Origin of the sequence: Sphingopyxis sp. Root154 (genome assembly GCF_001427105.1) — a bacterium.
GTDB lineage: Bacteria > Pseudomonadota > Alphaproteobacteria > Sphingomonadales > Sphingomonadaceae > Sphingopyxis.
Window position 1 is genome coordinate 1 of the sequence record NZ_LMGI01000005.1, and the last position, 13,892, is coordinate 13,892.

5 protein-coding genes and 1 pseudogene are annotated in these 13,892 nt (G+C 66.2%); 2 read left to right on the forward strand and 4 right to left on the reverse strand.

Annotated features, from left to right (window positions below):
• Positions 1 to 472 (forward strand): annotated as a pseudogene (locus ASD73_RS21750) (mannitol dehydrogenase family protein); the annotation flags it as partial.
• 77 nt (positions 473 to 549) lie between these two features.
• Here the strand turns inward: ASD73_RS21750 and manD are convergent.
• From manD to ASD73_RS21770, 4 genes are all read right to left on the reverse strand, one after another.
• Positions 550 to 1,758, reverse strand: coding sequence for a D-mannonate dehydratase ManD (gene manD, locus ASD73_RS21755; RefSeq protein ID WP_056368307.1), 1,209 nt, complete (start codon positions 1,756 to 1,758; stop codon positions 550 to 552).
• 219 nt (positions 1,759 to 1,977) lie between these two features.
• On the reverse strand, positions 1,978 to 4,926 hold the full coding sequence (locus ASD73_RS21760; protein ID WP_235534644.1) for a TonB-dependent receptor: 2,949 nt from the start codon (positions 4,924 to 4,926) through the stop codon (positions 1,978 to 1,980).
• A gap of 355 nt (positions 4,927 to 5,281) precedes the next feature.
• Entirely contained in the window at positions 5,282 to 6,676 is a 1,395-nt protein-coding gene (locus ASD73_RS21765; RefSeq protein ID WP_056368312.1) for an HlyD family type I secretion periplasmic adaptor subunit, read from the reverse strand.
• Positions 6,673 to 8,826 (reverse strand): type I secretion system permease/ATPase, encoded by a 2,154-nt coding sequence (locus ASD73_RS21770; protein WP_268801260.1) that lies wholly within the window; start codon positions 8,824 to 8,826, stop codon positions 6,673 to 6,675. Before ASD73_RS21770 ends, ASD73_RS21765 begins: the two co-directional genes overlap by 4 nt.
• Positions 8,827 to 9,073: 247 nt before the next feature.
• On the opposite strand from ASD73_RS21770, the gene ASD73_RS22905 reads away from it, so the two are divergent.
• Positions 9,074 to 13,885, forward strand: coding sequence for a beta strand repeat-containing protein (locus ASD73_RS22905; RefSeq protein ID WP_162248186.1), 4,812 nt, complete (start codon positions 9,074 to 9,076; stop codon positions 13,883 to 13,885).
• Positions 13,886 to 13,892: the final 7 nt, after the last annotated feature.

Sequence of the window (13,892 nt, forward strand, 5' to 3'; positions counted from 1 at the left end):
GCCTATATCGGCCTATATCGGGCTTGGGGCAGGGCATGCTTTTGTCCATCAGGCGATCGCCGACCCGGCGATCCGGCCGGTGATCGAGCGGCTGATGCGCGAGGAAGCGGCCCCGACGATCGACGCGGCGCCGGGACAGGACCTCTCGGCCTATGCCGGCGCCCTGCTCGACCGTTTCGCCAACCCCGCCCTGAACCACCGGCTGATCCAGATCGCGATGGATGGCAGCCAGAAAATCCCGCAACGCTGGCTCGAAACGCTCGCCTGGCATCAGAAACGCGGCGCGCGTTGCCCGGCGCTCGAAACGGCGATCGCCGCATGGATCGCTTTCCTGCGCAGCGACCATCCGCTTGACGATCCGCTCGCGGAGCAGCTCCGCACTGTCGTCGGGGGGGAAAGGGCGATGGAACGGCTGTTCGGCGCGAACGGTCTGCTCCCTTCCGGTTGGCACCCCGAAGACGTCATCGCATAACCGCGACGGATCGAGGAAACGGCCCATGCCCAGCCGATGCTGATGCATCGGCTCGAGCTGGAATGCCTCAAGACAGCTCACCAGTTGAACATCGTCCCGTCTTCGAGCCGGGCGACGGGCAGATAGGCGGGCTGATAGGGATATTTTGCCGCCTGCTTCTCGTCGATGTCGACCCCATGCCCCGGGGCGTCGCCTGCATACATATATCCCTGCTCGAAACGGTAGCTGTGCGGGAAGACTTCGTCGGTCTCGGGCGTGTGGCGCATATATTCCTGGATCCCGAAATTGGGGACCCATGTGTCGAAGTGGAGCGCCGCGCCCATGCACACGGGCGACAGGTCGGTCGCGCCATGGCTGCCGGTCTTGATCTGATAGATCGCGGCCAGGTCGGCGATCCGCCGTAAATGCGTGATGCCGCCGGCGTGAACCACGGTCGCGCGGATATAGTCGATCAGCTGGTTCTGGATCAGCTCCTTGCAGTCCCAGATCGTGTTGAAAATCTCTCCGACGGCCAGCGGGGTCGTCGTATGCTGGCGAATGAGTTTGAACGCTTCCTGATTTTCCGCCGGGGTCGCATCTTCGAGCCAGAATAGCTTCGCGGGCTCCAGCGCCTTGCCGAGCTGGGCGGCTTCGATGGGGGTCATCCGATGATGGCCGTCATGGAGCAGGTGATGCTCGAAACCATAGGTATCGCGGATTTTTTCGAACAATTTGGGGATGTGATCGAGATATTTCTTCGTATCCCAGATCGTCAGCGACGGAAGCGCGGCGTCGGCTGGCTCATAGAAGAGCTTGCCGCGGCCGACACCATAGGCGTCCTTGATGCCCGGTACCCCCGATTGCGCGCGAATGGCCTTATATCCCAAGTCGATATACTGGCCGACGGCGTCGACGGTTTCGGCGATGTCGGCGCCATTGGCATGGCCATAGACCATCACGCCGTCGCGGCTCTTTCCGCCGAGCAGGTCGTAGATCGGCATGCCCGCCATCTTTCCCTTGATATCCCAAAGCGCCGTGTCGACCGCCGCGATCGCCGACATGGTGACAGGGCCGCGCCGCCAATAGGCGCCGCGATAGAGATACTGCCAGATATCCTCGATCCGGCGCGGGTCCATCCCGATCAGGCAAGGGATGACATGGTCTTCGAGATAGGAAACGACCGAGAGCTCGCGCCCGTTCAGCGTCGCATCGCCGATTCCGAAAACCCCCTGATCGGTCTCGATCTTCAAGGTAACGAAATTACGCCCCGGACATGTCACGATGACGCGGGCAGACTGGATCTTCATGCTATTTTCCTGTTCTCGTTACGTGGAGCCGATCGGCTGCTCCCGTTGTTCATAGCATCTGCCTTACCATTTTCAATAAAATTGGTAATACCAATTGTGACAATTAATGGACCGGTTTTAACCTGCTTTCCGGTGCGCACCGAGACGGTCGCCGCCCGCAACATATCGCCGCGAGCATGATCGGAAAACCGACCGATGCTCGCGGCGACAGGGAGAAGCTCAGAACTGGAAATTGACTGCCAGGCTGAACGTGCGGCCGAAATAGGAGGTGTAGAGCGGGTCTTTCCGCGTGGTGTCGGTGTAGAGACGGTTGGTCTCGTTGGTGATGTTCGATACCTCGGCGATGAGCTTGATATTGTCGTTGATGTTGTAGGAGGCCGAGGCATCGACGAAGATCGAGCTCGCATTGACGTTCGCGTCGCTGTCGGTCGGGCCCGGGACGCCGGTGAGGAAGGCCGCCCGGTAGTTAATCGTCGACCGGACGCTGAACTTGTCGTCCTCATAATAGAGCGTGGCGCTGGCGGTTTCCGGCGAGAGGCCGACAAGAGGCGCCCTGCGCGTGAGGGTCGGCGAGATGATGTAATTGATGCTCGAGCGCACGCGCGTGAAGTTGGCGAGCAAGCCGAAATTGCTGAGCGCCCCCGGCAGGAAAGTAAACGGCAGCTGGAGGTTCGCCTCGAACCCGCGCAGCGGCCCGCCGTCGGTGTTGTTGCTGCGCGTCACGCTGAACAGTTCGTCGGGCGTGATGCCCGTGCCCGTGCCCTCGAGCAGCGACAGCGGAAGCCCGAGATCGCGGAACGGCACCAGCTGGTTGGTATTCTGGATATAGGTCTCGATATTCTTGTAGAAATAGGCGACCGACAGCAGTGAACCGGGCGCGAAATACCATTCGAGCGCGGCGTCGACCGTGTTCGCCCGGATCGGATCGAGATAGGGGTTGGTGATCGAGGCGGTGCGGATCACGATGTTCGCGCTGCCGCTGGGGATCAATTGCCCATAGGACGGGCGCGACATCACGCGCGCTGCCGAGAAGCGGGCGATAAGGTCGGGCGTGACGTCGAGCGCGACGTTTATCGACGGCAGCCAGTCATCGTAGCTACGCTCCACCGTCGAGATTACATATCGCGTCGGATAGGGCGATCCGGCTGGCGCAGCGGTAGGGATCGGCCCGTAAGTGTCGAAGCTGGTACGGACATAGCGAACGCCGGCATCGCCGCGCAGCGCGAATGGCAAGACGTCTTCGGTGTCGAACTTCACCATGGCGTAGCCCGACGTGTATTTCTCTTCGACCCCGCCATAGGTGCCCTTGGCGCACTCCAGGTTGCAATATTGATAGCTGCTGAAGTTCACCGCCTCGCGGAACTTGTCCGGATCGATCGCAAGGAAATCCTGCATCTGGCCGTTCAGATTCTTGCCGATCCCTTTCGTCACGAAGGTGATGTCGGCGAGCGACACGCCTGCGGGGAGCATCTGCGGCAACGACTGGGCGGGGATCAACTGCCGCTCGCGCGCGGTATATTTGTTGGTGCGATACTGGCCACCCACCTGAACGGTGAAGTTCGGGGCGGCCTCCCACTCGGCGTTTAATTCGAAGGTCTTGCTGACGATCGTGTTTTTACGGATGAAGCTCGAAATCTGTCCGCGCTGCGTGCCGTCGGCCAGCGGTGGGCCAAACAGGAAATTGGCCGGATTGGTCAGGTCGATGCCGTAACCGATCTTCGGGACGTCCGGATTGTCGCGGAAGTCGATCGAGAAATTATCGGTGTCGTTCGAATCCATCGCGACCTGGAGGCGGTCGACGTTCAATTTGGAATCGTTGACGCCGGCCAGGCCGAAGACGCGGAACGTGTCGGAGAAGCGATGGTCGAAGTTGAGGTTCACCTGGCGGAAGGTCGAGGTGAAGCGCTCGTCCTGCATTTCCGATCGCAGGTCCACGCCGTCCCACAGGCCATGGATCAGCGACCCGTTGTCGTCGACTTCGATGTCGCGGATCGACATCATCGGCTGGCCGTTGTTCGAGGCGGTGCGGCCCATCGAGCGCGCATCGAGCATCGTGTCGAGACGATTGACCTTGAAGCGCGAATACAGGCCGTCGAGCGAGATATCGGTGTCGTCGGTGGGTTTCCATTGCAGCGTCAGCGACCCGGCCATACGCTCCTGATTCTGGCTGCCCTTCACCGGACGGGGCAGGCGAGGCAGGAAAACCCCGCCACCCGGGCGGCCCGACACACCCGTGCGGCTCATGATATAATCATAGGCTTCCTTGGTGCTGGTGCGGGGGTTGCCGGCGCTGCAGTTGTTGGCGTCGGCGCCGACCGGGGTGCCGCCATTGGCATAGCCCGGCGCGGGGCTGTTCACCGGTACGCCGCCATAGGTGTAGCCGACAGGCGTACAAAAGGGGAAGATGATGCCGCCCTGCGACTGCCCGGCGACGTAGGATGGCAGGATGTCGACCGCCGAATAGGCATATTCGTCGATGTGACGCTTCGAATAGGCGAGGCTGGCGAGCACGCCGAATGTGTCGCCGAACTGCTTGGAAACGAGTGCGGACAGCCGCGGATCGGCCTTCTTGCTGATGTCGTTATAGATTCCGCGCGCCGTGCCCGAGAAGACAAAGTCCTCCTTCTGGTCGAACGGCCGGGGCGCGCGCAGGTCAACCGTCGCGCCGAGCGAGCCTTCCTCAACGTCGGCGGAGGTCGTCTTGCGGACCGAAAGCGCGGAGAAGATTTCGGTCGGGAAGGTCACGAAGTCGAACGAGCGGCCCGTGGCGACGCCGCCGCGGATGTCGCTGCCGCTGACCTGCGATGTGCCCTCCATCCCGTTGATCCGCACGCGGGTGAATTGCGCGCCGAGACCGCGAACCGAGATATTGCGCCCCTCGCCGCCATCGCCGCGCGACAAGGCGACGCCGGGAATACGCTGCATCGATTCGGCGAGGTTGGAATCGGGAAACTTGCCGATGTCTTCGGAGACGATGCTGTCGACCGCGGCGGTTTCCTGCCGCTTCAGGTTCAGCGCGCTATTTAGCGAGCCACGGAAACCGGTCACGATGATCTCTTGCGTGTCGGCTTGGGGAGATTCGGTGTTGTCGCCTGTCGGGCTGGCTTGTTCGGCCGGTGCCTGCGTAGCCGTCTGGCCATGGGCTGGCGACATGATCAGCAGGCTCATCAGACTCGTTGAAATAAGCAGGTGGCGCCTGCTGCAGCTCTCGCGACTCATTCTTCTCTCCCTTCGGCCTGCACCAAGATCCGTCGCCCTTTTGTAATCAGGGCGACCGATTTGACGTCGTGTGTCCTGTTGCCGGATAGACTTGTCAGTCCAATTTGGCAATAGTGCCTTACCAATTATCGGAATGACAGGGATTGTGCGCAGATTTCGCACATATATGCGGCCGTCATCGCGCATTCGGAGTATTTGGTCAGGCCAATATCGGCCCCGCGGAACAGGCCGGCCCGCATTAACGTGAGGCCTCCATGATGCCGTGCGTCATCGGCGCTTCCCTCTCTTCAGAGGGGAGGAGGCATTAGCGCTCCCGCGCCGCCGTCGCCCGGATCTCGTCGATCGGGCTCAGCAGGTAGGAGGCGAGCGAGCGGCGGCCGGTGCGGATGTCGGCGGTGACCGCCATGCCGGGGGTGAGAGGGATCGCCCTGCCATCGCGCACGATCGTCGCGCGGTCCAGCGTCACCCGCGCGGTGTAGATGAGGCCGCGCTTCTCATCCTGCACCGCGTCCGAGCTGATCTGCTCGAGCCGACCCGGCACCGCGCCGTAGCGCGTGAAGGAAAAGGCCTCGACCTTCAGCGCGACCGGTTGGCCGGCGCGGACGAAGCCGACATCCTTGTTGGCGATCGCCACTTCGGCGACGAGCTTCCCGCGCGCAGGCACGATCACCATGATCGGCTTGGCCGCCTCGACGACGCCGCCGACGGTGTGGACGGCGAGCTGCGTGACCGTGCCGTCGACGGGGCTGACGAGGCGCTGGAGGCTGCCGCGTTTCGTCGCCTTGGTCAGCTCCTCCTTGCGCAGCCGCGCGTCGCTCTCGGCCTTGGCGAGATCGGCGAGGATGCGCGCGCGCGCTTCGGCGGTGGATTGGCTCGAATGGCCGCCGGCCACCGCGATCTGCGCTTCGGCCTTGCGTGCGGTGGCGAGCGCGGCGTCGCGGTCGCGCGCGGCGACGAGGCGCTGGCGGCGCATTTCGATCACGCGCAGTTTCGAGACATAGCCTTTCTCCAGCAGCGTCTCGTTGGCGGCGATCTGCTCGTCGAGCAGCGGCAGGGTCTCGGTGAGCTTGTCCGCCTGGATCTGCGCTTCGGCCCGGGCCGCGCGGGCGGATTCGGTGTCGGCGGCATGCGTCTGACTGCCCGCCCGGATCTCGGCGAGCTGAGCGCGGGCGAGCGCGATCTGGGTGGCGGCGACGTCGGCCGTGGTTCCGGCGGGCGGGGTAAAGCGCAGACCCTGGCCGTCGAGCGCGGACAGTATGGCGCGCAGCCGCGCGGCGTCGAGCACGGCGGTCTCCAGCGCTTTGCCGGCCTGCGCCGTGTCGGCATCCGAGACGGTGGGATCGAGCTCGACCAGCGGCTGACCGGCGCGGACGCGCTGGCCGTCGCGGACCAAGATGGCGTGGACGATCCCTGCCGCGCCGGGCTGGATCAGCTTGACGTCGTTGGCGGGGATCAGCTTGCCCGGCGCCGAGGCGACGACGTCGACCCGGCCAAGCACCAGCCAGAGCAGGGCAACGGTAAGCAGGCCGAGCAATAGCCAGGCGGTGATCCGCGCGGTCGGCGACACGGGGCGCTCGACCACTTCGAGCGCGGCGGGAAGGAAATCGGCTTCCTCGGTGCGCAATACCCCGCGCGATCGCGCGCGTTCATTGTCGAGCGCGTCGCGAACGGCCGTCCAGTGACGCGTGATCGCGTTCATGCCGCCGCCCCCGCCTGAACGCCGATCTGGCGGTGATGGAGCGCGGCATAGCGGCCGCCGAGGCGGAGCAGCTCGTCATGCGTGCCGCTTTCGACGATGCGCCCCTTGTCGAGCGTCAGGATACGGTCGCACTGGCGGATCGCGGAGAGGCGATGCGCGATGATCAGCACGGTGCGGCCGGCGGCGATCGCCTTGAGGTTGCGCTGGACGATCTCCTCGCTCTCGGCATCGAGCGCCGAGGTCGCCTCGTCGAGGATCAGGATGCGCGGATTGGTGATCAGCGCGCGGGCGATGGCGAGGCGCTGGCGCTGGCCGCCCGAGAAATTGACGCCGCGTTCCTCGACGATCGTGTCATAGCCCCGAGGCAACTCCAGGATGAAGTCGTGCGCGCCGGCGAGGCGGGCGGCGGTCATAACCCGCTCGATCGCCATGACGGGATCGGCGAGCGCGATATTCTCGCGGATCGAGCGGTTGAACAATATGTTCTCCTGCAACACCACCCCGATCTGGCGGCGCAGCCAGGCGGGGTCGATCTGCGCGATGTCGACGCCGTCGATCAGCACGCGGCCGCTTGCGGGCAGATAGAGGCGCTGGAGCAATTTGGTGAGCGTCGACTTGCCCGAGCCCGAGGCGCCGGCGATGCCGAGCGTGGCGCCGGCGGGCAGATCGAGGTCGATGTCGTCGAGCGTCCAGGGGCCCTCGGCGGTATAGCGGAAGCGGACGGCCTCGAAGCGGACATGGCCGGCGAGCGCAGGCAAAGCTGTGCGCGATCCGGCGCCGGGCTCGGGGCCGCTATTGAGGATGTCGCCGATCCGCTGGACCGAGAGGCGGACCTGCTGGAAGTCCTGCCAGAGCTGCGCCATTCGGATGACCGGGCCGGAGACGCGCTGGGCGAACATGTTGAACGCGACCAGCCCGCCGATGGTCAGCGCGCCGGCGATCACCTGCTGCGCGCCGAAGAACAGGATCGCGGCGAGGCTCAGCTTGGAGATGAGCTGGACCGCCTGGCTGCCCGAATTGCCGAGGTTGATCACCCGCTGGTTGGCGGCGCTGTACGCGGCGAGCTGGCGCTCCCAGCGGTCCTGCCATTGCGGCTCGACCGCGGCGGCCTTGAGTGTCTGCATGCCCGAGACGCTCTCGACGAGCAGCGCGTTGTTCGCGGCGCCGCGCGCGAATTTCTCGTCGAGCCGACGGCGCAAGGGGCCGGTGACGACGAGCGAGACGATCACATAAGCGGGGAGGGTGAGCGCGACGATGGCGAAGAGGAGCGGCGAGTACAGCCACATCGCGACGAGGAAGACGATCGTAAACAGCGGATCGACCAGCACGGTGAGCGAGGCATTGGTCATGAATTCGCGCACCGTCTCCAGCTCGCGGACGCGGGTCACGGTGTCGCCGACGCGGCGATTCTCGAAATAGGCGAGCGGCAGGCGGAGCAGGTGGCGGAAGAGGCGGCTGCCCAGCTCGACGTCCAATTTCTGGCTGGTCTCCGAATAGAGCCGGGTGCGCAGCCAGCCGAACGCGACTTCCCAGAGCGAGACGACCACCAGTCCGATGCTGAGCACCTGCAGCGTTGCCAGGCTGTTGTGCGCCAGCACCTTGTCGACGACATTCTGGAAGAAGAGTGGCGCGGCGAGGCCGAGCAGGTTGAGCGCGAGGGTGATCAGCAGCACCTCGCCGATCAGCTTTCGGTACTTGACGATCTGGGGAACGAACCAGGTCATGTCGAAGGCGGGCGCGGCAACCTGCGCGGCATCACGGGTGGCGATGAGAAGCAGCTCTCCCGACCAACGGGCCTCCAGTTCGGCGCGGTCCCACCGCTCGATCGCGACACCGGGGCGCTGGACCGCGACGGCATCCTCGCCGACGCGGCCGATCACGAACCAACCCTCGGCACCGGTGGCCATCGCCGGCATGGGAAGGCGTCTCAGTCGCTCGAAATCCGCGGTCGTGGCGCGGGCGCGGACGCCTTCGATCCGCTTTGCCAGGCGTAGCATATCGGATGCCGTGACCGGATCGGAATGGCCCAGGCTGTGGCGCAGCTCGGCCGGGTCCGCGGCTATGCGGTGCATTGCGAGAATTTGGGCGAAGGCGGCGAGCCCGGTGTCCGCGGGCGGCTCCGACGTCCCAAGGGACAGGTCCTGCTGCACGGTGGGTCTCCGATCGGATTCTTGAGGCGTTGATAATCTGCGGGGTGCGGCAACGTGAATCGTCCGGCACGAACCTTGGTAGCGGCCAAAGCCTGGCGAGCGAAGGCGCCGCGGCTCCGGTCGTCGGAGCAAAGGGGCGATTCGGCTTTCGCAGGTGCAGCATATGGTTGACCCGGGTGCCGTCGCGGGCTGTTTGGTCGCGATTGCGCGGGGGGTGTCTTTTCAGGCTTATGACGGGAACCTTGCCATGCCTACCCTCTACATCTCACCGACCGGCAGCGGTTCGGGCGACGGCTCGAGCGCCACGAACGCCGCGACGCTGAAGGACCTGCCGCAGCTCATCGCGGCGGCGGGCCCGGGCGGGCAGGTGTTGCTGCTCGCCGACCAGGGGGCCTATACCGCGCCGACCGGGGCGCTGGCGATCGTCGCGGGAGGGACGGCGAGCGCGCCGGTGACGATCCGCGGGGTCGATGGCGCGGGCAATGCGATGGCGGCGACGATCGCCGGTACCCGGACCGAGCCGTTCGACCCGGCCAGCCCCTCGGGCGAGGAGGTCTTCCGCCTGCTCGGCGGCGCGAACAATCTGCGCTTCAGCGATCTTGCCTTCGAGAATGTCGGCACGGCCTTTCGTGTCGGCGCCGATGTGCGCAACCTCGCGATCGAGCATGTCGACGCTGCGAACGTCTCGCGCTTCTTTGACAATATGGTCTCGGGGGCCAATGCCAGCGCGACGATCACCGGGCTCACGATCCGTGACGTCGCGGTGGACGGTTATTCGAAAGGCGCGATCCGCATCCAGTACGACACGAACAATGTGCTGATCGAGGATGTGCGCGGCGACAGCCAGTTTCAGGACGGCGACAATTTCGCGATCGGCGTCCACATCACCGGCACTGCGCACGACGTGACGATCGACCGTGTCGCCATGCGCAACGCGCTCGACACGGTGAATGATTATCGCAACGGCGACGGTTTCGCGACCGAGCGCGGCACCTATAACATCACGCTGCGCGACGTGATCGCCACGGGCAACAGCGATGGCGGGCTCGATTTGAAGAGCGACAACATCGTGGTCGACGGCGCGATCGTCTCGGGCAATGGCCGCAACATCCGGCTGTGGGGCACGGGCGCGCAGCTGAGCAATATCGTCAGCCTCGACGCGGGTGCGCCGCTCGCCGGGGGCAATCGCGAGCATATCTGGCTGGCCGAGGGCGCGAGCGCGACGATCGACGGGGCGTTCTTCTCCGACCCCGGTTCGCCGACGTTGTTCAATCTCGCCGAGAGGAACGGCGCGCTGACGGTGCGGGACTATGGCCTCGCCACCGGTGCGGGCACGGTGACCTTGAAGAAGGGCACGGGATCGGTGCTGACCCTGGACGGGCAGCGCGTAGTAGTAGCGGCGGGAACCGCGGGCGACGACCTGATCGGCGGCACTGCGGGCGCCGATGCGCTGATCGGTGGCGCGGGCAATGACATGATGATCGGCAATGCCGGCGACGATGTGCTGGCCGGCGGTTCGGGCGCGGACATATTGGTTGGCGGCGCCGGACGTGATCTGCTCAGTTACGCAGGCAGCATCGCCGGGGTGCAGGTCGACCTGATGCGGCTCTCCGCCAGCGGCGGCGATGCCGCGGGCGATCTGTTCGAAGGGTTCGAGGATGTCGAGGGCTCGGCTTTTGACGACACGCTGGCGGGGAATGCGGGCGCGAACCGGCTGTTCGGCGGGAATGGCGACGATAGGCTTTCGGGCGGCGCGGGGGACGACATGCTCGATGGCGGCGCGGGCGCGGACCTGCTCGATGGCGGGGCCGGGATCGATCGGGTCGATTATGGCAGCAGCGGCGCGGGGGTGGTGGTCGATCTTGCCAATGGCGCGGCAAGCGGCGGCGAGGCGGCAGGCGATCGGCTGATCGGAATTGAAGCGGTGGAAGGCTCGGCCTTTGCCGATACGCTGTCGGGCGATGACGGCGCGGACTCGCTCGGCGGCGGCGCGGGCGACGACCGGATCGACGGGCGCGGCGGCGACGATCTGCTCGTCGGCGGCGCAGGTGCCGACATGCTGATCGGCGGCGCCGGGTTTGACAGCGCCGACTATTCGGGCAGTGGCGCCGCGGTCACGATCGATCTTGTCGCCGGTACCGGGATTGGCGGCGATGCCCAGGGCGACCGGCTCCAGGGGGTCGAAGGACTGATCGGCTCGGGCTTCGGCGATGTGCTGACCGGGGACGGCTTCGCCAATGTGCTGATCGGCGGCGCGGGCGCGGACCGGCTGACGGGCGGTGCCGGGACCGACACCGCCGATTATGCGGCGAGCGGCGCTGCGGTGAACGCGGTACTGGGCGGCACCGGTAGCGGCGGCGATGCCCAGGGCGACGTGCTGGCGGGGATCGAGAATCTGGTCGGCTCGGGCTTTGGCGATGTGCTGACCGGCGACGGTACGGCCAATGCGCTGTCGGGCGGCGCCGGGGACGACCGGCTGGCCGGCAAGGGCGGGGCGGACCGGCTCGACGGCGGCGCGGGTATCGATATTGCCGACTTTTCGACCAGCGCGAGCGCAGTGATGGCGGACCTCGCGGCGGGCACGGCGTCGGGCGGGGTGAGCCTTGTCGCGATCGAGGGCCTGATCGGTACAGCGTTCGACGATGTGCTGAACGGCGACGCGGGCGACAACCGGCTGGTCGGAGGCAAGGGCGCGGACCTGCTCGATGGGCGCGACGGCCCCGACACGGCGGATTATTCGGGCTCGGGGGCAGCGGTGCAGGTCGACCTTGCCCTGTCGGTGCAGAGTGGAACGGGCGATGCGGCGGGCGACCGGCTGGTGAGTATCGAAGCACTGGTCGGCTCGGCCTTCGACGATGCGCTGGCCGGGGTGGGAGCGGACGAGGCGTTGTACGGCGGCGCGGGCGCGGACCGGCTCGACGGGCGCGGCGGCGACGATCTGCTTCAGGGCGGGGCGGGCGCCGATGTGCTGATCGGCGGCGAGGGAATCGATACGGTTGACTACAGCGCCAATGCGAATGCCATCTCGATCGACCTCCAGACCGGCGTAAGCAGCGGCGGCGATGCCGAGGGCGACCGGTTCGACGGGATCGAGCGTTTCATCGGCACCGGCTTTGCGGATACGCTGATCGGAAATGGCGGCGATCAGATTCTCGTCGGCGGTGCGGGCGGAGACCGGATCGACGGTGCGGGCGGGTTCGACACTGTGGTGTATTCGGGCAGCGCCGTGGGCGTGAAGGTCAACCTCGCCACCGGCGCCGTGTCGGGCGGTGATGCGCAGGGCGACGGCCTGTCGGGGATCGAGGCTGTGACCGGCAGCGCCTTCGCCGACACGCTGACGGGCGACGCGAACGCCAACCGGATCGACGGCGACGCGGGCAACGACATACTCGATGGCGGCGCGGGCGCGGATGTGATGAACGGCGGCGCGGGCGACGATTCCTATGTGGTCGACAATGAAGGCGATCAGGTAACGGAGACGGTCGGCGGCGGGGTCGATATCGTGCGCACGGGCCTGTCCTCTCTGACGCTCGCCGATGGGGTCGAAGACCTGAGCTATACCGGCGGCGGCGGCTTTACCGGCACCGGCAATGCGCTCGATAACAGCTTGTACGGCAAGGCGTTTGCTGACGCGCTCTACGGGCTCGACGGCGACGACAAGCTGGTGGGCGGCGCGGGCGCGGACCTGCTCGACGGCGGGACGGGACGCGACCAGGTCGATTACACCAAGTCCGCCGCGATCACCGTGAACCTTGTCACCAACGTCAATCGCGGTGGTGAGGCGGAGGGCGACCGGCTGGTCGGCATCGAGACGGTGATCGGCTCCAACTATGCCGACAGCATCACCGGCGGCGACGATCCGCTGCTCGGCGATATCCTCTATGGGCGGGGCGGCGACGATCTCTTGTTCGGTGGCGCGGGTGACGATCAGCTCGACGGCGGCAGCGGTAACGACGTGCTGCGCGGCGGCACCGGCAACGACCTCTATGTCGTCTATGAGGCTGGCGACCAGGTGATCGAGGCGGCGGGGGAGGGGCGCGATCGCATCCGCACCGCCGCGACGAGCTACACGCTTGGCGCCAATATCGAGGAGCTGGTCTATACCGGGACGATCGGTGCGACGATGACCGGCAATGCGCTCGACAATTTCGTCGTCGGCAGCGGAGGCGAGGATCGGCTGACCGGCGGCGACGGCGCGGACGTGCTGCGCGGCGGCGCGGGCGGCGATATGCTCGACGGCGGCGCGGGGTCGGACACTGCGGAATATGCGGGCTCGCTCGGCGGCGTGCTGGTCAACCTGCGCGCGCAGACCGCGACCGGCGGCGATGCCATGGGCGACCGGCTGGTCAGTATCGAGAATGCGCAGGGCTCGGCCTTTGCGGATGTGCTGCTGGGCAGCGCCAGCGCCAATATACTGACCGGCGGCGAAGGCGACGACGCGCTCTCCGGCGACGACGGCAACGACACGCTGCGCGGAGGCATGGGCGCCGACCGGCTCGATGGCGGCAAGAATGAGGATATGCTCTCGGGCGAGGACGGCGACGACACGCTGTACGGCGGGTCGCAGACCGACCGGCTATATGGCGGCGCGGGCAATGATCTTCTGGTCGGCGATGCCGAGTGGGTCTCGTCGCTCGCAGCGCGGGACACTCTCGACGGCGGCGACGGCGACGACACACTGGTCGGCGACGGAATGAACATGACGGCGAGCGGGGTCGGCGGCGCGGACACGCTGATCGGCGGGCTCGGCAACGACATATTATATGGCGACGCGGTGACCATGGCGGCTGGCGCGCGCGGCGGCGCGGACAAGCTGACCGGCGGCGGCGGGGGCGACCGCTTCGTCTTCGCATCCGGCTCGGGCGCCGACGAGATCACCGACTTCACTCGCGGCGGCGCCGAGGCCGACCTGATCGACCTCAGCGCCTTCGACATCGCTTATGAGGCGCTGCGCTTCACCACCAGCAGCGCGGGGGTGACGATCCAGCTGGGCGGCACCGATACAATCTTCGTTCGCGGGGCTACCACGCTCGATCGGGCGGACTTCGCCTTCGGCTGAATCCCGC